The organism is Methylocystis sp. MJC1 (assembly GCF_026427715.1).
Classification (GTDB): Bacteria; Pseudomonadota; Alphaproteobacteria; order Rhizobiales; family Beijerinckiaceae; genus Methylocystis.
Genome location: NZ_CP107558.1, coordinates 2,829,030 through 2,851,431, shown reverse-complemented (window position 1 = coordinate 2,851,431; position 22,402 = coordinate 2,829,030). Strand labels below are relative to the sequence as shown.

The window sequence follows — 22,402 nt, the reverse complement described above, 5'->3', positions numbered from 1 at the left end:
CCGCCGGGAATGACAGGCCCCCGGTGCTCGCGGTCCAAGTGTTCGGCCGACTCATTTGGTCTTCCTCATGCCGGCCTTGTCGAGGAGGTCGGCGACGGCTTCTTCCGGCGGCGTTGCGGGCGGGGGGGCCAGGCCGACGATTGCAGCGCGAATGGTCGTCGCGCTGGCGTCGGGAGGGACGCGCGCTTCGACGAAATAGCGGCCGGGCGCGAGCTTTATGATTTGGCTCACCCCTTCGGAAAGCGTTTTGCCGCTCGCGTCGAGAAGCCGCGCGCTCACGCGGTCGGGCTCGGCGCGGATGCCAATGCCGACGTCGGCGTCGCGTTTCGTTTCGAAGAAGAAAAGCGCGCTGGCGCCGGGCGCCACGGCGATCGCGTCGTTGACGCCCTCATGCGCCTCGATCACCTTCTGCGCGGCGAGGTCGAGCGCGCCCGAGAGCGCGCCATCGTGCGGCGCATAGATGTCGAGGATAGCGTCGCCCGCCGCCACATAGTGACGGAATTCGACGCCCGCGGGGAAGGCGAAAGTTTCGCGCTTGCCGTTCTGCGTGAAGGAAATCAGCGCCGGGGCGCCGTGTGAGGCGGTGAACATCGCGGGCGCGTCGCGCTTGATCGCCAAGCGCATGGCGCGACCGTCGAGCGTGATGCGTTGCGGCAGGTCGATCGCGCGCGCTGCGGGAAGCGGCCAAGGCGCGGCGCCGGCCCTTTCGATCCAGGCCGCGATGAGACCGGGCTTGTAATCGAGGATGGCTTCGCCGGCGCCGTCGAGCGCGAGATCGCGTCCGCGAAGAACGCGCCCGCTCTGCGAGATGAAACTCGCGTCCGCGCCGATGACGATCAGGCGGTCGCCTTTCTGCGCGTCGACCGGAAGCGATATCTGGCCGGCCGCGCCGAAGAAGCGCTTGAGCGCCGTCTTTGTATTGAGAGTGACGCCTGCATCGGCCGCGCGCGCAATGCGGGCGGGCAGCGGCGCACTCGTCGTGTTGACGAGCAGCACGCGCGAACCCACGCCGTTGAGTGTGCGCGAGACGGACGCGCTATCGCCGAAGACGCCGCGCTTGTCGATGAAGGCCGCGAGGCCGCCGGCGAGGTCGAGGGCGAGCGGCGCGTCGGATTTCTCCATTTCGACAGGCTGCGCGCTCATCGGCGGAATGACGCCCGCAAACAGCGCGCCGCCGTTCAGCGCCGGGCGCGTCTCCACGTCGATCGCCGAAAGCGTGGCGCGCATGGCGCTGGGGTTGCTCGCGTTCCACAACTGCGGGGCGGCGTCGTTCGCAAGCGCCAGCGCGGCGCCCTCAGCGACGCCCATGCCGTTTCCGGCGTCGATCGCAGGCTGCGCGAAGGTCGAGCGCGTCAGCCACAGACGCGTCTTGCCGCGCGGCGCGCCCAGCGGCGGCAGGAAGGCGCGTTCGCCTTCGCCGATGTCGAGCGCGACCTCTTCGCCCAGCCATTCGAAAGCGGCGACGCGGGGCTTCGCCTTGCAGTCGCGCGTCATCAGCCACAGCGCCTGCAATTGCGGCGCGAGCACGCCCGAGCGCACCGGGCGCAGCGGGCGACTTTGCGCCGAACCGGCGATAAGGGAGTCGGCCGTCGTGACGTTGACGAGCGCGGCGCTGGGCGTGTCGATCTTGGCGACGCAGAGTTGCGGCGCGATGTCGCTCACCGTTTCAAAAGCAACATCGCCGGGGCTGCGCGCGCGGCGGTCGATGGCGCGCGCCGCAATCGTGATGGGTTCGGCGCCGCCGCCGACCGGCCACACGGTCGCGCGCCACTCGCTTTTGTCGACGGAGGCGGGCCAGGTGGCGACGGGCGCAAGGCCCCGGTCGGCGCCGACCACGCGCCAGTCGCCATTGGCCTCGCGGCGCTCGATGGAAATGGCGACTTCTGCGGTCGAATGCGCGGCGACGAGCGTGAGCGCGCCGGCAGGCGCGGCGGGCAAAGCGAGCCGTTGCGCGCCGCCGCCCGTCAGAATCGCCTCGCCCGTCGCGGCAAGCGGCGCACCGTCCGTCTCGCTCATAATGGCGAGACGAACCTCGACGCCGCTGTCGTCCTCTTCGCTTTCCGCCTGCGGGCTTTCCTCGGAGGCGGCGTTATCAGCGGAAGCGGATTCCTCGCCCGAATCCGCTTCCGACTCGTCGGACGCCGGCGTGTCGCTCGCTTCGTCGGACGCGGCCTTGCGCGTTGCGCCGAGTTCTCCGAGCTCCAGCCGGTAGGCGCCAGCGGGCAGGCGGCGGGAGAGCGCGACATTCCAGTCGTTGGCGCGCGGCTCCAGGCGCTCCACGACATCACCGGCGGCGGTCTTCAAGGCGCCGATCGTTTCCTTGTCGCCGAAGGTCGAGAGATCGACGACGCTTTCCTTCGCCAGATTGAAGTCGAGCGTCGCCGGCAGGTCGACGCGCTGCGGCGCGCCGGGCTGCAATTGATCGGATGACAGCGTAATCTCGTAATCGAGCCGGTCGTCATGAGCGAGGCTGCGCGCTTCGACCCGATAATCGCCGGCGCCGAGCTTGCCCTTGAAGGGACGATCGCCCACGACTTTGCCAATGTTCTCGGCTTCGCCCTTCACGATGTCGCCGATCATGCCTTCGCCGATCGAAAGCGCGATGTCGGAGTCGCCGGTAAGCGTGAAGCGCCAGACATCAGGCGCGCGCGGCGCGTCCTTCGCCTGCGGCTCGCGCCACTGCAGCTTCTGGGGTTTCTCGAACGGCAGGGCATGGGGGCCATGGCCGTTGAGCGCCGCCGCCGCGACGATCGGCGTCACGCGCGCAATCATTCTGGCTTCGGCGTCGGCGGGGCTCACGACGAGGCGATAGGCGCCGGGCTCCAAATGCTCAGTCTCGCGCTTGAAGGCGCCGGGCTTGGTCAGCGGCCAGCCGTCGGCGTCTTCGAGACGCGCCTGCCATTGCTGCGTGAGGCTGAACAGCTCCAGGCGATAATCGCCGGCGCGGGTGATCTCGATCGGAACGATGGCGCCCTTTGCCGGCGCGAGCGTTGCGCGCGCCTCGCCCGTGTCGGTGATCTTGGCGGTCGGCGTCAGCGACGCGTGCGCGACGGAAAGGCCGAGATGGCCGGCGGAGTCTTTTGCTGTGACGACGGCGCGATAGGCGCCGGCGCGCAGATAGGCCGTGACCAGCGCATTATTGCCAGGGCCGTTGGCTTCGCCCTCCGCGAGCTTCGGCGACATGATCGCACCGATGCGCAGCGCCGTCTTCATGCGTCCGAGGGTTTCGAGCCGATAGAGCCCGCCCGGCGCGACATCGAAGGGGACGTTTTTCGTTTCATCCCGCTTGAGATCGAAGAAGGCGGGGCGGCCAGAGGCCGCGCGCGTCTTGGCGCTCTCGGCGCCGTCGGGCGTCTCGGGCATGGAGACGAGCGTCTCGGGCAGATAGATGACGGCGAGCGCGCGCTCCTTGGCGGCGGGCGCGATCGTCGTCGTGAGGATGCGGTAATCCTTTTCCGTCTTTTCCTGTGGGAATGTTAGCGGCACATCGGCGCCCGTCGCGTCGCGCGCGACGATATTTCCGTCATTGGGCGCGCGCAGGGGGAGCGTGATTTCCTGCCCCACAGCCTGATGCAGCGCGAGCGGCGCCTTGGCGAGATCGGCGGGCAGCGCGACCACGCGCGGGCCGGTAAGAAGCTGCGGCGCGACATTCGTGAGGATGAGATAAGACCCGTTCGACTCGAGTAGTTGTTCGCCAAAAGAGAGCGAGGCGCGCGAGGGCAAAGCCGCGGGTTGCGGTGCGGTAAGGCCCGGGGGCCCGAGCGTCACGTCGACCAACCCGCCGGCGCCGTTCAGGGGCTCCAGGGTCAGCAGATAAAAGCCCGCGACCACATCATAGACGTTCGAATCCTTCGCCGCGGCGTGCGGGGCGAGATTGCCCAGCGCCGGCTCGACGCTCGCATGCAGCCGCACGCCCTTGGCGTCGATCGCCACCTGGCCGTCGCGCGTCGCCTCGAAGAGCAGCGACACAGGGCCGAGCAGATTGAACTTGCCGCGCCAGGCCTTGCCGGCGCCGACGCGCGGCGTATCCGAGGCGAGAACGCGGGTGCGCCCGTCTCTCTCGATGCGCGCGAAGAGGGCGGTGAGCGGCGCCTCGTCGCCGCCTTCTCCGGCGACGTCGATGGAAATGAGATGCGGCCCGGCGCCCTCGAAGGTCTCGCGGTTCGATTGATGAACGGCGCGCAGGGTATAGGGCTGGCCCTCATAGCCGATCACTTCCAGGCGCGCGGGCGAGACGTTGTCGCCGGCAAGACGAAGCGTGGCGACGGGCGCGCGGCTGGATTTGCCGATAGATGCGACATCGCGCGCGCCGCCGCGTTTCGCCTCAAGGCGCGCCGGGGCTTGTTGCGGCAATTCGAGGCGGAAGGAATCATAGCTTGCCGGCGCCTCGAAGCGCGCCGAGCCGAAGGGGCCGATCACGCCCTCGGCGACCCCCGCTGCAAGCAGCGCAGGCTCCGCCATGCGCAGCGCAAACGGTTGCGCCGGGGAGCCATCCGGCCAGACGAGCTTTTCGCCGCCATAGGCGGTGACGACGTAGCGGCCGGCAGGGAGCTTCCCTTCGAGCCGTACGCGGTTCACGGAATGGCCCGGCCGCGTCTCGATCGTCGTGCGCTCGAAGGCGAGATCGGCCAGCGCGCCATCGGCCTGCCAGACGCGAAGATCCTGCAGGGCGCGGCCGACGGCCTCCAGATAGACAGGCTTGTCGTTGGTTACGTTGAGCTCATAGGAGCGCTGCTGCAGATCGCCCAGCTCGCCGCTCTGCGTCACGCCGGGGCCAAGCGTCGGACGCGCCGTCTCCACTTCGGCAAAGGGCTCGACGGCGACGCTCGCCTTGCCGCTCGCGTTTTTCACGGCGCCGATGCGTAATTTATAGACGCCCTTGTCGAGCAGCGCGTCGATGCGCCCGTCGCGCAGCCCCGCCGCGCCGGATGAGTCGAGCGGCCCGGCGATCATGTCGACGAGCTCGATGCGCGCGCCTGTCGAGCTTTTGGCGCGGATCGAGTAGCGGCCGGGCGCGGGGATTGTCAGCAGGCTCGCGCCGTCGTTGTCGAGCGCGACCTCTTTTGGCGAGACCGCGATGGGGGCGGCGGCAGGCCGGACCTCGGCAATTTTGTTCTTGGCGAGGGAGAAGCTGGAGGAGAAGAAATAGGCCGCGCCCGCAGCCAGAAGGGAAAAAGCAATGCGCCGCATGAGGCCACCGTAATAAACGCGCGCGGCGCAGCCGCCGCGACAGGAAGATAGGACCAGCTTCGCACAGGAGTCGAGGCCGCCCGACGGCATGCTCTCCTTCGCCATGACGCGCTCCTTCGCCCGCATTTGAGACGAGCCGGTTTTCTTCTAGACTATGTGAGGAAGAGAGAAGTTGCGCTGGCGCACAGGCCGGCGTCCTGGCGCCTTGTCCGCCACGATTAGGAATCGTGGGCGCGCGTGTCATTCCCGAGGCTTCGCGTCAGCGAAGCAATCGGGAATCCAGAGCAGAGCCCGCTAATCTGGCTCTGGATTCCCGATCGGGCCTTTGGCCCGTCGGGAATGACATGCCCCCGCAAGCCGATCAGATGGGCGCGCCAAATTTGTTCTTAGGAACGCTTAGGAGACGATATGCGGCGCTTCATTTGCACACTGTTCTTTGTTTTCGCTCTCGCCGCCCCGCTCGGGGCCGCTTCCGCGGAGGCGCTGACTCTGCATGATCCTGTGGATCTGCGAACCCGGCCCGGCGCCAAGCGTCCGATCGCACTGACCGTCCCGGCCGGCGGCGAGATTATTATTCTTGGCGACGGCGACAAATGGGTTCCGGTCGCATTCGAGGGACGGCGTTTCTATGCGCCCTACGCGCAGCTCGTCGCGGCGTCGCCGAGCGATCAGCCGGCGGCGGACCCGACTTGCGACTACGGCTACCCCTATTCGGGCAGCAATTACTTCTTCACGCGTCCGCTCGCGCAATTGCGCCATAGCGAGCCGCTGGGGGCGCTTCTCGGCTACCACCGATTCTACCCCTGTTGAGCGGGTCAATTCCGGCATCGCGCGACTGCGACATATAGGCACAAAGCGATGTTCAGGCGCGTCGGCAAAATGCCGCCGTCGCAGAGTTGCTGCACGAAAATGCTGGCGCGCCTGAGACAATTGCATTTACATAGATTTGATCTGTGACAATTGCGCGCAGAAGCTGTTCGCCTTGCGTTTTTTTGACGCCTGTCAAATTCAGGCGATTGTTGCGCGGTACAATACGCAATGTGAATCGATGAAAGCGCAGTGAGACTTTGTCACGCCCTATTGGCGTTGGCGGTTTCTCGCAGGCGCCCAAAACATGCGGAAACCTCCAGAGGACAAGATCATGGAGCGTACCCACCCCATCCCCAAGCAAATGACTTTCGGCGAGATATCTCTCGCCGCCGTTTTCGTAGCCTTGGCCATTGCCTCGAGCTTCATCGCCACCAAGGCATATACTCCCGCTTATGCTTTTCACGCCGCGCTTTTCGCGCTTGGGTCGGTCGGCGCCGTCGTCGCGATCGTTTTGCGTTTCCGCGCCAGGGACGCGGCGGCGGCGCCGCTGCTGATCAATGGCCGGCCGAACTATAATTACGGGCCGATCAAATTTACCTCGATCGCCGCGCTGTTCTGGGGCGTCGCGGGCTTCCTCGTTGGGCTCTATCTCGCCTTGGAGCTGGCTTACCCCGCGCTCAATCTCGATCTTCCCTGGATCAACTTCGGACGTCTGCGGCCGCTGCACACCTCCGCGGTGATCTTCGCTTTCGGCGGCAACGTGCTGCTCGCCACGTCCTTCTACGTCATGCAGCGCACCAGCCGCGCCCGCATCGCCGGCGATCTCGCGCCTTGGTTCGTCGTGCTCGGCTATAATTTCTTCATCCTGATCGCCGGCACGGGCTATCTGCTCGGCGTCACGCGCGGGCATGAATATGCCGAGCCGGAATGGTACGCGATCCTCTGGCTCGTCGTCGTCTGGGTGGTTTATCTCCTAGTCTATCTCTTCACCCTCGCGCGCCGCGCCGAGCCGCATATCTATGTGGCGAACTGGTTCTTCCTCGCTTTCATCGTGACGGTCGCCGTGCTGGTGCTCGGCAACAATGTCGAGATTCCGATCTCGGTCTTCTCGCCGAAATCGGTCATCGTCTGGGCCGGCGTGCAGGACGCGATGATCCAGTGGTGGTACGGCCACAACGCCGTGGGCTTCTTCCTCACCGCCGGCTTCCTCGGCATCATGTATTACTTCATCCCGAAGCGCACGGGCCGGCCGATCTATTCCTACCGGTTGTCCATCGTGCATTTCTGGGCGCTGATCTTTCTTTACATCTGGGCGGGTCCGCATCACCTGCATTACACCGCGCTGCCCGACTGGGCGCAGACGCTCGGCATGGTGTTCTCGGTCGTGCTGTGGATGCCCTCCTGGGGCGGCATGATCAACGGCCTGATGACGCTTTCGGGCGCCTGGGACAAGCTGCGCACCGATCCGGTTCTGCGCATGCTCGTCGTGTCGGTGGCCTTCTACGGCATGTCGACCTTCGAAGGCCCGCTGATGTCGGTGAAGGCGGTGAATTCGCTGTCACACTATACCGACTGGGGCATTGGCCATGTGCATTCGGGAAGCCTCGGCTGGGTCGCCTTCGTGTCCTTCGGCGCGCTCTACTGCCTCATTCCCTGGGTGTTCAACAAGCGGCTTTATTCGCTGAAGCTCGTCAACTGGCACTTCTGGATCTCGACGATCGGCATCGTCTTCTACATCTCGTCGATGTGGGTGGCGGGCATCATGCAGGGGTTGATGTGGCGCGCTTACACGCCGCAAGGCTTCCTCGAATATTCCTTCGTCGAGACCACCGAGGCGCTGCATCCTGAATATGTCATCCGCGCCATCGGCGGCGGGCTGTTCCTGATCGGCGCGCTGATCATGGTCTATAACATCTGGCGCACGATCGCGTCTCCCGCGCTCGAATCCGCGCAAGACGTCGCTGCCTCTCCCCTGCCTGCCGAGTGAGGACGAAAGCCATGTCGCAATCCGCTCAACATGCGCCCGCCAGCGGCGGCGGGCTTCAGAAGATCCTCGAGACCAATTCGATCCTGATGATCGTCGGCATCCTTCTTCTGGTGTCGGTCGGCGGCATCGTCGAGATCGTGCCGCTGTTCTATCTCAAGAACACGATCGAGCAGGTGGAAGGGGTGCGGCCCTATTCGCCGCTGGAGCTCGCGGGCTACAATATTTACATCCGCGAAGGCTGCTACACCTGCCACTCGCAGATGATCCGCCCCTTGCGCGACGAGGTCGAGCGCTACGGCCACTATTCTCTCGCCGCGGAGAGCATGTACGACCATCCCTTCCAATGGGGCTCGAAGCGCACAGGGCCCGATCTCGCCCGCGTCGGCGGCAAATATTCGAACGATTGGCATCGCGACCACCTGCGCAACCCGCGTTCGGTGGTGCCGTCCTCCATCATGCCTGGCTACGCCTTCCTGTCGCAGACGCCGCTCGACGGCGCGCATCTCGCCGAGCAGATGCGGACGCTGCGGATGGTCGGCGTGCCTTACACCGACGAGCAGATCGACAATGCGTCGGTCGATCTCGCGGCGCAGCTTTCCGCCGACGCACAGGGCGCGAGCGAGATGCTGAAGCGCTATCCGAACGCCGCCTTCACGGATACGCCGTCGAAAGCCGGCGCGACCGAGGAGGATGCGCTCGTCGCCTATCTGCAGCATCTCGGCGTCTCGGTGGATTTCAAAATCTACGACGACAAGGCGAATGTCAGGTGATCCGATGAACGCTGGAAACGCCGAAATCATCTCCACCTATGAAAGCTTGCGCGCCTTCGCGGCCTCCTGGGGGCTGATGTTCTTCGGCCTGATTTTCCTGGGCGTCATCGTTTACGTCTTCTGGCCGTCGCGCCGGAAGCAATTCGAACAGGACGCCCGAATTCCCTTTCGAGAGGATGACGACGATGTCTGACGACACGTTTGACAATGGCCAAGCAAGAACGGGCGAGCCGAAAACAAGCAAAGTCAGAATCGACCCGGCGACCGGCGTGCCGACCACGGGTCACGAGTGGGACGGCATAGAGGAGCTGAATACGCCGCTACCGCGCTGGTGGGTGTGGACCTTCTGGATCACGATCATCTGGGGCGTCGGCTATACGATCGTCTATCCCGCCTGGCCGACGCTGTCCGGCGGCACGCAGGGACTGTTCGCCTGGAGCTCGCGCACGCAGGTGGCGTCCGACGTGGCGGATTTGCAGACGACCCGCGGTCCCGTGCTCGAGAAGATCGCCGCCGCGCCGCTCGACAAGATCGAGTCCGATCCTGAATTGCTCGCCGCGGCGCGCATGGTCGGCAAGGTGGCTTTCGCGACGAATTGCGCCTCGTGTCACGGCGCCGGCGGGCAGGGCGCCAAGGGCTACGCCAATTTGAACGACGACGATTGGATCTGGGGCGGCAAGCTCGCCGACATACAGCAGACGATCGAGCATGGCGTGCGTTGGGAGGCCGACAAGGCGACCCGCTCTTCCGCTATGCCGGCCTTCGGGCGCGACGGCATTCTGACGCCGGAGCAAATCTCGATCGTCGCCGATCACGTGCGCACCTATGCCGAGACGCCGGACTCCGACGCGCCGACGGCGGAGGGCGAGAAGCTCTACGCGGAGAATTGTGCGAGCTGCCATGGCGTCGAAGGCAAGGGCAATCCCGAGATGGGCGCGCCGGCGCTTTACGACCAGATCTGGCTCTATGGCGCCGACAAGCCGACCATCATCGCGCGCATCGCCAATGGCGGCGGCGCGGTGATGCCGGCCTGGAAAGGCAGGCTCGACGACACGACGATCAAGGCGCTCGCCGTCTATGTGCATTCGCTCGGCGGCGGGCAGTAAGGGACAAGATGCAAGACCCCCTCCCTGTCCCTCCCCCGCTTCGCGGGAGAGGGAACCCTCACGATCAGCGCACTCGATGAAGGCGCCGACGCGCTCCCTCTCCCGCGAAGCGGGGGAGGGTTGGGGAGGGGGCCTTCATCGCAAGTAGAGTCATCGCCATGTCCAGCGCGGAAACCCAATCAACCCTTCTCGACGAACCCATCGTCGAAGCGGCGCATAAGATCTATCCCAAGAAGGTGGACGGCCAATTCCGTCGCATCAAATGGGGCATTCAATTCGCGACGCTTGCGATCTATTATTTCCTGCCTTTCGTGCGCTGGGATCGTGGGCCAGACGCGCCAAACCAGGCCGTACTCGTCGATTTCCCGCACCGGCGCTTTTATTTCTTCTTCATCGAGATCTGGCCGCAGGAAGTCTATTACGCCACCGGCCTCCTCATCCTCGCGGCCCTGGTGCTCTTCCTCATGAACGCCGTCGCAGGCCGCATCTGGTGTGGCTATATGTGTCCGCAGACGGTGTGGTCGGATTTTTACCTCTCCGCCGAGCGTTGGATCGAGGGCGACGCGCGCGACCGTATCAAGCTCGACGAAAGTCCGTGGACGCGTGACAAAATCCGCAAGAAGGTCTCGAAGCATCTCGTCTGGCTGCTGATCGCCTGGTGGACCGGCGGCGCCTGGGTGCTCTATTACACCGACGCGCCGACAACAGTTTGGAAATTGGCGACCTTCCGAAACGGCGCTTTCGACACCTATCTCTGGATCGGCATTCTCACCTTCACGACTTACGTCTTCGCGGGCGTGATGCGCGAGAAGCTCTGCCTGCACGCCTGTCCCTGGCCGCGCATTCAGGCGGCTCTGACCGACGAATATGCGCTGAACGTCACCTATCGCTACGATCGCGGCGAGCCGCGCATGTCTCTCAAGCAAGCGACCGCGGCGCGTGCGGCGAACCTGCCCTCGGGCGATTGCGTCGATTGCGGCCAATGCGTCGCCGTTTGTCCGACGGGGGTCGACATCCGCAAGGGGGCGCAGCTCGGCTGTATTCAATGCGGCCTTTGCATCGACGCCTGCGACGCGATCATGGAGAAGATTCATCGTCCCGCACGGCTCATCGGCTACGATACGGAGATGAACGTCAAGCGCCGGCAATGCGGCGAGAGCGCGATCTACAAGCCGTTCCGCGTTCGCACGGTATTCTACGCCGTGCTCATTCTCGCCATCGGCGGCTTCATGTCGGTGACGCTCGCGACGCGCGACGACATGCATGTGAGCGTGTTGCATGACCGCAATCCGCTCGCCGTGCGCCTGAAAGACGGCGGCGTGCGGAATGGCTATACGCTGCGCTTCGCCAATAAGAAGGCGGAGGCGCGGGGCTTCACCATCGCCGTCTCCGGGATCGCCGGCGCGCAGATGGAGATCGTGGGCGTAGCGCCGGACGACAAAGGCAAGGTCGTGATCGAGGTCGGCCCGGATCAAACCCGCGAAGCGCGCGTTCTGCTCTCGACCCACGGCGCGGGCGGAAGCAAGAAGCAAGTTCCCGTCACCTTCACCACGACCGACGCCGCAAGCGGCGAGGCGACGCTGGTGACGGACGTTTTCATCTGGCCGTGAGGAACCGACATGAGCATGGTCATGAGCAATCCGCGCGATACGAAATCCGACTATGAGGCCGGCGGCAAGCCGCTCAGCGGGCGGAAGGTGCTGGCGATGATCGTCGGCTTCTTCCTCTTCGTCGGCGCCGTCAATGGCGTGATGATCTACAAGGCGGTGAAGACCTTTTCGGGCGAAGTGGTGGCGCATCCTTATGAGCGCGGCCTCGCCTATAATCGTGACATTGCGCGTGCGCGAGAGCAGGGGATGCGCGACTGGAAGGTCGACGCGCGGCTTGCGCGCCTCGCGACCGGCGAGACGGAAATCCGCGTCGTCGCGCGCGACGGCGAGGGGGGCGATGTGTCCGGCGCGCAGATGACGGCGCTGTTCGCGGCGCCCGCCGATCTGTCAAAGGATGTTCGCGTGAAGCTCGTGGAGACGGCGCCAGGGCGCTATGCGGGCAAGGGCGTGATCCCCGCGGGCCAGCGCGATCTCGTCTTGACGGCGACGCGCGGCGGCGATGAAGTGTTCCGCTCGAAGAACAGGATCGACGTGGAATAGGGTATTGGCGAACGTGGGCGTGAGCCCATCCCTCCCCTTTACGGGGAGGGTGGCGCGCGTAGCGCGACGGGTGGGGTCCGCCTTAACCCGAGTCGTAGCGGCGAGAACCCCACCCGGCGGTCTACGACCGCCGACCTCCCCGTAAAGGGGAGGTATAGGGCTCACTCCCTAGCCTGGTTGCTTCAAAGAGGCTCGCATGACCGCCGCTTTCGATCTCGACTCTCTCGTCACCCGCAGCGAAAATGGCGCGCGCCGCTTCGAGGCGGCGATCGACGGTATGACTTGCGCGGCCTGCATCGCCGAGATCGAGCAGGGCTTGAGCGATCTGCCGGGCCTCGAAAATGCGCGGGTGAATTACGGAAACCGGCGCCTGGCATTGGAATGGCGCGGCGACGCCTTCGATCTCGCCGCCGCCTTCGAGCGCCTGCGCCGCATGGGCTATACGCTGCACCCTTTCGAGCTCGCGGAGAGCGAACGCGAGGAGATCGAAACCTCGCGCTGGCTATTACGCTGCCTCGCCATCGCGGGCTTCGCGGCGATGAACATTATGCTGCTCTCCGTCGGCGTCTGGGTCGGCGGCGACATCGATCCGGCGACGCGCGATCTTTTCCACGGCGTGTCCGCGCTCATCGCGCTGCCGGCAGCCGCCTTCGCCGGCCAGCCGTTCTTCAAGAGCGCCTTCGGCGCGTTGCGCGCCGGGCGCCTCAATATGGATGTGCCGATTTCGCTCGGCGTGGTGCTGGCGCTCGGCATGTCGGTCTATGAGACGCTGACGCATGCCGAGCACGCTTATTTCGACAGTGCAACCATGCTGCTGTCGTTTCTGCTGCTTGGGCGTTTCCTCGATCACGCCATGCGGCGCAAGACGCGCGCGGTTGCGGCCAATCTCGCGGCGCTGCGCGCGCCGCTCGCCTGCCGCCTGTCGAGCGACGGCGCCGAGACGCTGGTTCCGCTCGCGAAAATTCTCCCCGGCGACATCGTGCGCGTGAAGCCCGGCGAGCGCCTTCCCGTCGACGGCGTGATCGAAACAGGCGCGTCGCAACTCGACGAAAGCCTCATCACCGGCGAGACGAAGCAGCGCGCGGTTCTATCCGGCGATCAGGTCTATGCCGGCAGCATGAATTACGACGGCGCGCTCACCATCCGTGTGGAAGCCGGCAATGGCGAGACCTTGCTCGACGACATCGAGCGACTGTTGGAGAAGGCCACCAATGCGCGCTCACGTTATCGGCGCCTCGCCGATCGGGTCTCGCGGCTTTACGCGCCCATGGTCCATCTCGCGGCGCTGTCCACTGCGCTCTTTTGGATGTGGCGTGGCGCAAGCCTGCACGATGCGCTCATCACGGCGATCTGCGTGCTCATCATCACCTGTCCCTGCGCTCTGGCGCTCGCCGTGCCGGCGGTGCAGGTCGTGGCGAGCGGCGCGCTGTTTCGCGCCGGCGTGCTGCTCAACAGCGCCGACGCTATCGAGCGCCTTGCGGAAGCCGACGCGATCGTCTTCGACAAGACCGGCACGTTGACCACGCCCGAGCCGCGCGTGGTGAATGCAAGTGAGATAGACGCGGGCGTGATGGAGCTAGCGGCGCGTCTCGCACGGGCGAGCAGCCATCCGCTCGCGCGCGCCGTCGCTCAGCAGCGGCCGCGCGCAACGGCGCTCGATGCGCGGGAGGATCATGGGCAGGGCGTCAGCGCCATGGTCGCAGGCGTCGAGGCGCGGCTCGGCTCGCCGCATTTCTGCGGGCTCAACGAAGAAGCTGCGCGTCTCGATGCGCTCGACGGAGATGTTTCGCTCGTCGCCTTCCGGCATGGCGACGCGCATGCGCTTTTCCAAATCCGGCAGGTGTTGCGCAGTGACGCCGTCGAGGCGATCGCCACGCTGAAAAAGCGCGGCTTCGCAATTGAAATCCTGTCGGGCGATCGTGTCGAGGCTGTCGAAAAAATCGCTCGCGCGCTCGGCGTTTCGACATGGTCCGGCGCCTTGAAGCCCGCCGGGAAGGTCGCGCGACTCGAGGCGTTGCGCGCTGAGGGCCGCAAGGTTTTGATGGTTGGCGACGGATTGAACGACGCGCCGGCGCTCGCCTCGGCCTATGTGTCCATCTCGCCGATCGACGCCACGCAGATCACCCAGGCCGCGGCCGACGCCGTATTTCTCGGCGAACGCCTCGCGCCTGTCCTCACCGCGCTGGATGTTGCGCGTCAGGCGCGCGCCTTGATGCGTGAGAATCTGGCGCTCTCGGTGATCTACAATGTCCTGGCTGTGCCGCTGGCGATGGCGGGGCTTCTCACGCCTTTAATCGCTGCGGCGGCGATGTCGGGATCGTCGATCCTGGTGACGTTGAACGCCTTGCGGGCAGGGGCAGGCGGCGAAGGATCGCCGACTCCCGAAGCGCCCCCTCTCCACCTCTCCCCCGCTTCGCGGGAGAGAGAGCAGGGCGCCGCCTCGGCCGATGCGCGGGAACGCGTGACAAGATTGGAGGCCGCGGAATGACGGTGCTTCTCTTTCTCATCCCGCTCGCATTGTTGCTCGGCCTGTTGGCGCTCGTCGCCTTCATGTGGTCGCTCAAGCGCGGCCAGTTCGACGATCTCGACGGCGCGGCGCATCGCGTGCTGATGGATGACGATCTCGAGGGAAAAAAGTGAGCGTGAATCTCGATGATCTCGTCCTGGGGAGGTCGGCTCCGCAGGACGAAGATAGTGCGACGGCTATGCGCGCCGGGCAGATCGTCTGCGCTTGTCCGGCCTCGCTGCCGCGCGCCGACATCACCGATCATCGGCTGACCCTCGCAGCGGGCTTCGGACTCGCGGTGCTGGCGCAGGCGCTGGTTCTCACCGTTCTCCCCGAGCAAAGCCGCCTCATCGCGCCGAGCGCCGAGCGCATCGGCTGGCCCTTCGCACTCCTGCTCATCGGCGCGGCGATGGCGAGCTTTCCCGCTGCAATGCTCGTCGATTCTTTCGGGCGCCGCGCGGCCTTCGGACTTGGCGCGAGCCTTGGCGCGGCGGGCGGGGCGCTGTGCGCTTTCTCGATCGCCAAAGGCAATTTCTTCGGCCTGTGCCTGGGCGCCTTCTGGCTCGGACTCGCGCAGGGCTTCGCGCTCTTCTACCGCCATATCGCCGCGCAAGGCGCGCCGCGCGACGGGCTGATCGTGCTCGCCGGCGGCGCCGGCGCGGCGTTGCTGACGCCGCTCTTCGTGTCGCTTCTGGAGAGCCCCGGCGCGATGCTGCTGGCGGCCGCAGGCCTGCATATCGCGGCGCTCGCGCTTTCGGTGCGCATGCCGCATGCGCGCGTCGGCAAGCCGGGCGCAGCCGAATGGCGCCTCTCGCGTGGTTTCGTGATTGCAACGGTTGCGGGCGCGCTCGCCTGGTTCGTGATGTCGGCGGGCATGTTGCACGGGCCGCTGACGCTCGCCGTTTGTTCGGCCGCGCCGGCTTTCATCGGCGGCGCGATGGGATGGCATCTCTTCTCGATGTATGGACCGGCGGCGCTCGCCGCACGCTGGCCGGCGCTTTTCCCGCCGCTGGCGATTATTGGAATCGGTCTTGCCGCCATGCTCGCGGGCGCCGCCGCAGTGCTTTCGGCCGCATCGGTCGCGAGTGTGACTGTGGGGCTGCTTGCAATCGGGATCGGATGGGGCGCTGTGAATGTTGCGGCTCTGCGTCTCCTGCATGAAGGCGCGCGCCCGTCGCGGCTTGCGCTTGCATTACATGATGTATGCCTGCTTGGAGCGGCGGCCGCAGGGGCTTTGGCGGTTTAATAGTCAAAGTACAGCAAAGCGCCTCAAGCAGACTCCGGTCGCGGGTTTGCGAACGACCGCTTTGGACAGAGCGTAGGACACCCACGCGCGTGCGTAGCGCAGCCGTGTGGACGGTGATTATGGAAGGGCCCACCCCTCCCTCCGGCGATGTAGTCTCGCCGGAGACTCGATGAGAGGGATGGAAGGCTCGTTGAGCGTTTACAAGAATTTCTTATGCTTTCAGGAGGACGGCAATGTTGAACCCAAACCAAATTGGTGAGTTCGTCAAGAACCATATTTCTCCGCTGATCGGATCTTCAAAAGATCCAGAACCAAATAAATCCGTAGGGATCCTCGTCGGCGTGACCTATGCCGGCGTTCGATACTACTACCACTACGGTCAAGTTGATCTGGCAAGCGGAAGCGCCCAAATCAGGGACAGCGTCCACATCAAGGATATCGTGTTTTTCATTGGCTCGAACAGCAAGGTCTTTACAGCGACCTTGCTGGCGCTCGCGGCTTCGTCGGCGAATAATCCCGTCACACCCTCAACATCTGTCGCGAGCCTTCTGCCATCGAATGTCAGCATCAACCAACCGTATGGCGAAATTCTCCTTTGGCACCTGGCCACGCACAGCGCCGGATATCCGGACGGGACGTGCGGCGCTCACCCGTTCGGCGACTATTCGTTCACATTGATGGGGCGATTTCTGAGTAACTTCGAGCCGTCTTATGCGCCGGGCAAATACTGGGTCTACAGCAATCAAGGCTTCGCTCTCCTGGGCGTTTTGCTGTCACATGCCTATGGCGGCGGCGCGAGCTCGGACTGGGACGCCACATATCAGAACTGGCCGGCAGTGGTGGTCGACAACATCTCCGCGCCGCTCGGAATGGCAAGTACACAAGTCGACTACAGCAATGTATCTGGGCGGGTGGCGCAGGGCCATATCTATACCGACGCTGCCGGCGGGCCAGCCTATAATCGCGTCGATCCGCCCAATTGGGCGCTGACGTCTGCGGGCCTCGGCGCGGGCGCGCTGTCATCGACGCTTAAGGACATGCTGACGTTCTTGGAGGCTTCCATCAGCCCGCCGCCAAATCCCCTCGGCGCAGCAATGACCGAGACCCAGCAAGCCTACTCGGGATCCGAGGGACTTTCCATGGGCCTCGGGTGGCAATTGTCGAATGATTACCTCGACAAGAACGGCGGCCTCAACGGCTATGAAACCTACATGGCCTTTGATCGTGGTGCCAAAATCGGCGTTTTCTTGTTTGGCAATACGAGTGGTGGGAACAAAGCCGCGCACCCAGGGACCGCTCTCGATCAAGCAGGACGTCGTTTGCTGGGCGCGCTCCGCGAAAATGTGGCAAATCCCTCGAGATTCCCACGCCCGCCAACGACTCCCCAGTGCCCATAGGATGGGGCTGGCAAGTTGCGCGGACATCGAGGCCCCTGGGATTTCTCCCGAGGGCCCAGACGGTACCGTCCGGCAGGACGGCCATTTGATTTGAGCACCCCTTCCCATGCAATGCTGAACTTTAAACTGAGACACTGCCAATGGCTGCTCCGGGTCAAGAGCAGCCTTCCGCACTGGACCGCGTGGCGCCAAAAATGGCCCCTCCTGTGAAAGTCTTGACCGCGACTGCGACCAGATGTGCGTCCGAGAACTTGTGTAACGAGATTGTTCGGCGCCGAAGCGGATTCTTCACAAATTCGCCTAGTTTGCTTCTTCCCTTCTCCAGATAGCAGCTTTCGATCTGAGTAATGAAAGTTGAGAAGCGCTCTCCGTGTCCGACGGGCGGCGGAAGTTGTTCCGCGTCTGACAGAGAAGTAGAGTTGATTGGAGCTGCAACCGCAGCGCCAGCGCTTTGCATCATAGCGGGGCCAAAAAGCCGGAAGTTCAATCTGGCAAGTTATAAGAAACTGACGAACGGGAGTGACGCATGAAAAAAGGTTTCCTCAGCGACTGGACTCTCGACGCTTTCGAACAAAGAGAAGAAGAGCGCCGCAGCAAGGAGCGGGACGAGGCGGCTCGCGTCCGGTCGAGCGAGGAAAAGCAGCGCAGCAATGAAATACTCTGCGGCGAATGGACTGTCGCCGCTCTACAAAAGAGATTCGCTGCTATAGAGCAAAGGCTCGCAGCGCTGGAAAAAAGAGAAGAAGGGCGGCCTCAGAAAGAACAGCCTGAGCCGCCTCAGGCGGTTCGCCCCCTATTGCTGGAAGAAAAGCAACGCAGCAAGGAGGCGCTCCTCAGCGACTTAGCTGAGCTTGGCGAAGCGAGGATCGAGCGCCAACAGGTCGAAGCCATCCGCCCCGCCAATGACAGAGGGCTCACGTCAGAGGCGGCTGCAACCGTGGCGCTCGATGAACAGGAGAGGCTACTAAGAGCTCCTATGAAAGCCCGCACCCACAAGGAGGCGGAGAACGTTCAAGTTGGAGTCGGGCGCAAAATCCTGCGCGGTTTGTATTCTTTTATGATCACCGCTTCTGTCGCCGGAGCGATTGGTTTCGGGATTGGCGTTTCCATTGTGCCGATCGAGAAAGCCATGCAGTTTCGCACGCTGGCGGAGCGCGGGCTCGACTCCCTCCATGGATCTATAATGACCTTGGAAGAAGACTTCAGCAGATATCCAAGTGAACGAACGCGATAGCCTTTGAGAGGCCGCGTTGGTGAATCCAGAGCAAAACCAGCGCTATTGTGGCTCTGGATTCCCCGGTCGGGCTTTCAGCCCGCCGGGAATGACAAGCCGCTGCGAGCCGTTCAAACGGAAAGGGTCTCACAGCCGGACGCCGGCATGCGCCAGCTCCACCTGCGGGGCGCGCGTGTCCCTGTCGCCGAATTTGGCGCGATAGACTACGAAATTCTCCATCACGCGCTGCACGTAATTGCGCGTCTCGGAGATGGGGATGCGCTCGACCCAGTCGATCGGATCGACGCCGGGCTTGCGCGGATCGCCATAGGCGTCGATCCATTGCTTCACGCGGCCGCCGCCGGCGTTATAGGCGGCGAAGGTCAGAAGATAAGCGCCTCTATATTCGCCGAGCAGAATGCCGAGATGCGCCGCGCCCAATTTGGCGTTGAAGGCGGGCTCGCTCAGCATGCGCGGGAGATCGAAGGCGACGCCATGCGTATAGGCGGTGTGACGCGCGGTCGACGCGATCATTTGCATCAGACCCATCGCGCCGGCGGAGGAAACCGCTTTCGGATCGAAGGCGCTTTCCTGACGCGCGATGGCATAGACGACCGAGCGCGGCGCCGAATTCGGCAGCGCATCGAAGTTCGGGATTCCGTAAGAGGGGAAGGCCACGTCGTCGAGCGGCACGCCGCGGTAAGAGGCGCTCTTGCCGAAGACGAGGGACATTTTCGCGTCGCGCTGTTTCGAGATGACCTCGCCGAGCGCCGCGACCTGGGCGATGTCGCGCATGTTCTTGGCGGCGTCGAGCGCGAGCGGCGCGGCGACGTCCTTGTCCCCAGTGGCAAGCAACAGCTCCACCACTCTCACGGCCTCGTGACGCTCGGCGTCCCTGGCCGGCGTGGGGGCAGGGCGCAGCGGGCGATCTTCCGCGCCGAGCTTGGCGCAGGCGAGCTGGCCGTAGAAAGTCGTCGAATGGGCGGCTGCCTGGCGGTAGAAGTCGCGCGCCCTCGCGTCGTCGTCCGGCGTGCGATAGGCCTCGGCGGCGCGGCCGCGCCAGTAAAGAGCGCGCGATTTCTGCAACGGCGTTTCGGCGACCTGCTCGAGCGTCGCGAAATGGCGGGCGGCGCGGGAGGGGTCATCAAGGAAGCGCAGCGCGATCCAGCCCGCCTGGAATTCCGCTTCGACCTTGTTGCTGGTCGAGCGGGCGTTGTGCTGGGCGGCGACGATATATGCGCTGTCCGCGTCGCCGAGATCGAGCAGCTTGCGCGAGGTCTGGCGCCGCTCCGCCCACCAGGCGTCGCCGTCGATCACCTTGCCGGGATCGGTGGGCGCCTTTTTCAACAGCGCGCCGGAGTCGGCGAATTTCTTCGCGGCGTTGAGCATGCGCGCGCGTGAGAACAACAGGCCGGGATCGTTTTGCAGCGCCGGCGGCACAGAGGCGAAAACCTTGTCGCCGGCGGCTCCGACATTCGCCGCGATGCGGGCGCGGGCGAGCAGCGTCACATCCTTGCCGGCGAGCTCCGCAGCGCGCAGGGCCTGGGCGTTCTTGCCGGCGTAGAGCAGGCGGTCGGCGCGATATTTATGGTCGGCGGGGGTGAGAAGCTCGCCGAGTTCCTTGAGGAACTGGCTCTCGAAGCCGCCGAGATCGTCTTCCCGCCACGCGTCGCGGGCGTAGAAGGCCGCCGTGTCGAAATCGCCGTCGCGGCCGAGCGCCTTGGCCAGAGCATATTTGCCGTAAGGCGTGAGCGGCGGCTTATCATCGAACCAGGCCTTGGCGACCTTGTCGGGCTGGTGCTCGGCGATGAGCGCTTCTTCGGCGCGGCGGCGCAGCCAGTCGGCCGCCGGCCAATCGGGATGGGAGTCCAGAAAGGCGGCGATCCGCTTGAATCCGGCCTCGCGCGGGTGAAGCTTGAGCGCCGTCCAATGTGCCGCCGTATGGGCGAGTCCACTATCGAGGCTAGCGGCGGCGGCGTCGCCAGCCGCAAAATCGGCGTTCTTGAAGGCGGCGAGCGCCTGGTAGAAAGCTTCCGAATCGTCGCCGAGGATCTTCGCAGGGTCGAGCGCGGCCGGCGTTTCGCGCAGCCAGCCGTCTGGCGGCGCGTAATCGGCGAGGGGCGTCGATGTGGGGTCCTCGGAGCCGAAGAGCGAGGGCTGAGCGGGATGCGCCGCCTCCGTATGCGGCGCCTCACCCGTGACAAATCCGCGCAGCGTTTCTTCCAAATTGCCGACGCGTGTGCGCCAGGCGCCGAGGCTGAAGGGGATATAGGGAACCCAGCGGGCGGCCTTCGGCGTCGCCTCCTTGTCGCGCAGAGCGTCGAAGCCCGTGAAGGCAGGCGTGATGACGGCGATCGCCGTCGCCGTCGCAAGGAGCTGGAGGCGAATCGAGACGCGTGCAGGCAACGTCATCGGCGTGGTTCCCCGTTGCGCAGAAGCTGCTCTCTAATCATTTTCGAAGCGTCAACCAAAGTCCCCGCCGCCGCGCTCCGGCCTTGCCCAAGACATGTAGAGCGAAGGTGGGGCTTTTCTCCCAAGCGCCCAGCGGCTATGAAGGGCGCTTCCATGATACGGACGCGAATACGGCGGCTGTGAGGCGCAGGGAAGTTCCTGATTCTATGAGAACAAAGCCTATTTTTCACGGGTCGAACACCGCTCTCGTCACGCCATTTGCCAATGGAGAGGTCGATTTCGAGGCGCTCCGGGCGCTCGTCGATTGGCAGATTGAGCAAGGAACGCATGGGCTCGTGCCTGTGGGCACGACCGGCGAGAGCCCGACGCTGTCCCATGAGGAGCATGGCCGCGTCATCACCGAGACGATCCGCGCCGCGCGTGGGCGCGTGCCAGTCATCGCCGGCGCGGGCTCCAACAATACGCGCGAGGCGATCGCCATCGCCGGTCATGCCGAGCGCGCCGGCGCCGATGGCCTGCTGATCGTCACGCCCTATTACAACAAGCCCAATCAGGAAGGGCTTTATCTGCATTTCAAGGCGATCAACGACGCCGTCTCGATTCCGATCATCATCTATAATATTCCGCCGCGCTCGGTGGTGGATATGAGCGTCGAGACGATGAAGCGGCTGTCAGAGCTCAAGAATATCGTGGGCGTGAAGGACGCGACCGGCAATATCGGGCGTATTTCCCTGCAGCGCGACGCGATGGGGCCGGATTTCATCCAGCTCTCGGGCGACGACCTCACCGCGCTTTCCTGCATGGCGGCGGGCGCCCACGGCTGCATTTCCGTCGTCTCCAATATCGCGCCGCGGCTTTGCGCCGACCTGCAGAACGCCTGCCTTGCGGGCGATTACGCCAAGGCGCTGGAAATTCAGGATAAACTCGTGCCGCTTCATGTCGCGACCTTCCTGGAAGCCGGCGTGACGGGCGCCAAATATGGCCTGTCGCTGCTCGGCAAGGCGCGTGAGGAAGTGCGTCTTCCGCTGGTGCCCTCGACGCAGCCGACGAAGGACCGCATCCGCGCCGCAATGATCCACGCCGGCGTGCTGCCGGCTTGAAGGTAATCCGTGGCCGCTAAGCAAGAGCCAAATCACAAGGTCGTCGCCGACAACCGCAGGGCGCGCTTCAATTTTGAAGTTGGCGAGACCTTCGAGGCCGGGCTTGTGCTCACCGGCACGGAAGTAAAGTCGCTGCGCAGCGGCAAGTCGACGATCGCCGAGAGCTACGCCCATGTCGATCGGCATGGCGAAGCTTGGCTGGTAAACGCCAATATCCCGGAGTATCTCTCCGGCAACCGCTTCAACCACGAGCCCAAGCGGCCGCGCAAGCTGCTGCTCAAGTCGCGCGAAATCGCCAAGCTGTCGCAGGCCATTGAGCGCGAGGGCATGACGATCGTGCCACTCAAGCTCTACTTCAACGACAAGGGCCGGGCGAAGCTGCTGATTGCGCTGGCGCGCGGCAAGAAGATCCACGACAAGCGCGAAGTGGAAAAGAAGCGCGACTGGAGCCGCGAAAAAGGGCGGCTCATGCGCGAGAAGGGCTGAGCCTCTCTCCTCCCCCCAATAGGAACGCA

16 protein-coding genes are annotated in these 22,402 nt (G+C 64.6%); 14 read left to right on the top strand and 2 right to left on the bottom strand.

Features of this window, described 5'->3' with window-relative positions; genetic code table 11:
* Nucleotides 1-51: 51 nt before the first annotated feature.
* On the bottom strand, nt 52-5,295 hold the full coding sequence (locus tag OGR47_RS13745) for a hypothetical protein (protein WP_246729728.1): 5,244 nt from the start codon (nt 5,293-5,295) through the stop codon (nt 52-54).
* A gap of 303 nt (nt 5,296-5,598) precedes the next feature.
* Here OGR47_RS13745 and OGR47_RS13740 point away from each other — a divergent pair, with 303 nt between their 5' ends.
* From OGR47_RS13740 to OGR47_RS13685, 12 genes are all read left to right on the top strand, one after another.
* A complete protein-coding gene (locus tag OGR47_RS13740) occupies nt 5,599-6,000 on the top strand; it encodes an SH3 domain-containing protein (RefSeq protein WP_165053539.1) in 402 nt (133 codons plus the stop codon).
* 304 nt (nt 6,001-6,304) lie between these two features.
* Nucleotides 6,305-7,987, top strand: coding sequence for a cytochrome-c oxidase, cbb3-type subunit I (gene ccoN / locus OGR47_RS13735; RefSeq protein WP_371824427.1), 1,683 nt, complete (start codon nt 6,305-6,307; stop codon nt 7,985-7,987).
* An 11-nt stretch (nt 7,988-7,998) separates the two neighbouring features.
* A complete protein-coding gene (gene ccoO / locus OGR47_RS13730; RefSeq protein WP_165053542.1) occupies nt 7,999-8,757 on the top strand; it encodes a cytochrome-c oxidase, cbb3-type subunit II in 759 nt (252 codons plus the stop codon).
* A gap of 4 nt (nt 8,758-8,761) precedes the next feature.
* Complete coding sequence (locus OGR47_RS13725; protein ID WP_206527459.1) at nt 8,762-8,950, top strand: cbb3-type cytochrome c oxidase subunit 3; 189 nt, start codon at nt 8,762-8,764, stop codon at nt 8,948-8,950.
* Nucleotides 8,934-9,863, top strand: a complete 930-nt coding sequence (ccoP, locus tag OGR47_RS13720; protein WP_165053545.1) for a cytochrome-c oxidase, cbb3-type subunit III — start codon at nt 8,934-8,936, stop codon at nt 9,861-9,863. The genes OGR47_RS13725 and ccoP overlap by 17 nt, the downstream gene beginning before the upstream one ends.
* 158 nt (nt 9,864-10,021) lie before the next feature.
* Nucleotides 10,022-11,473: a cytochrome c oxidase accessory protein CcoG gene (gene ccoG, locus OGR47_RS13715; RefSeq protein WP_165053548.1), complete on the top strand. Its 1,452-nt coding sequence runs from the start codon at nt 10,022-10,024 to the stop codon at nt 11,471-11,473.
* Between the two features lie 9 nt (nt 11,474-11,482).
* Nucleotides 11,483-12,013, top strand: a complete 531-nt coding sequence (locus OGR47_RS13710) for a FixH family protein (protein ID WP_165053551.1) — start codon at nt 11,483-11,485, stop codon at nt 12,011-12,013.
* A 196-nt stretch (nt 12,014-12,209) separates the two neighbouring features.
* A complete protein-coding gene (locus OGR47_RS13705; protein ID WP_165053554.1) occupies nt 12,210-14,501 on the top strand; it encodes a heavy metal translocating P-type ATPase in 2,292 nt (763 codons plus the stop codon).
* Nucleotides 14,498-14,653, top strand: coding sequence for a cbb3-type cytochrome oxidase assembly protein CcoS (gene ccoS, locus OGR47_RS13700; RefSeq protein ID WP_165053556.1), 156 nt, complete (start codon nt 14,498-14,500; stop codon nt 14,651-14,653). The genes OGR47_RS13705 and ccoS overlap by 4 nt, the downstream gene beginning before the upstream one ends.
* Nucleotides 14,650-15,765, top strand: a complete 1,116-nt coding sequence (locus OGR47_RS13695) for an MFS transporter (RefSeq protein WP_246729729.1) — start codon at nt 14,650-14,652, stop codon at nt 15,763-15,765. Before ccoS ends, OGR47_RS13695 begins: the two co-directional genes overlap by 4 nt.
* A gap of 233 nt (nt 15,766-15,998) precedes the next feature.
* Entirely contained in the window at nt 15,999-17,162 is a 1,164-nt protein-coding gene (locus OGR47_RS13690; RefSeq protein ID WP_165053559.1) for a serine hydrolase domain-containing protein, read from the top strand.
* Nucleotides 17,163-17,688: 526 nt separating this feature from the next.
* Nucleotides 17,689-18,396: a hypothetical protein gene (locus OGR47_RS13685; protein ID WP_165053562.1), complete on the top strand. Its 708-nt coding sequence runs from the start codon at nt 17,689-17,691 to the stop codon at nt 18,394-18,396.
* A 126-nt stretch (nt 18,397-18,522) separates the two neighbouring features.
* On the opposite strand, the gene OGR47_RS21815 is transcribed toward OGR47_RS13685, so the two are convergent.
* Nucleotides 18,523-20,787 (bottom strand): lytic transglycosylase domain-containing protein, encoded by a 2,265-nt coding sequence (locus OGR47_RS21815; protein ID WP_165053565.1) that lies wholly within the window; start codon nt 20,785-20,787, stop codon nt 18,523-18,525.
* A 206-nt stretch (nt 20,788-20,993) separates the two neighbouring features.
* Here OGR47_RS21815 and dapA point away from each other — a divergent pair, with 206 nt between their 5' ends.
* Nucleotides 20,994-21,887, top strand: a complete 894-nt coding sequence (gene dapA, locus OGR47_RS13675) for a 4-hydroxy-tetrahydrodipicolinate synthase (RefSeq protein ID WP_165053569.1) — start codon at nt 20,994-20,996, stop codon at nt 21,885-21,887.
* A 9-nt stretch (nt 21,888-21,896) separates the two neighbouring features.
* Nucleotides 21,897-22,373: an SsrA-binding protein SmpB gene (gene smpB, locus OGR47_RS13670; protein WP_165053572.1), complete on the top strand. Its 477-nt coding sequence runs from the start codon at nt 21,897-21,899 to the stop codon at nt 22,371-22,373.
* The last annotated feature ends 29 nt before the right edge of the window (nt 22,374-22,402 follow it).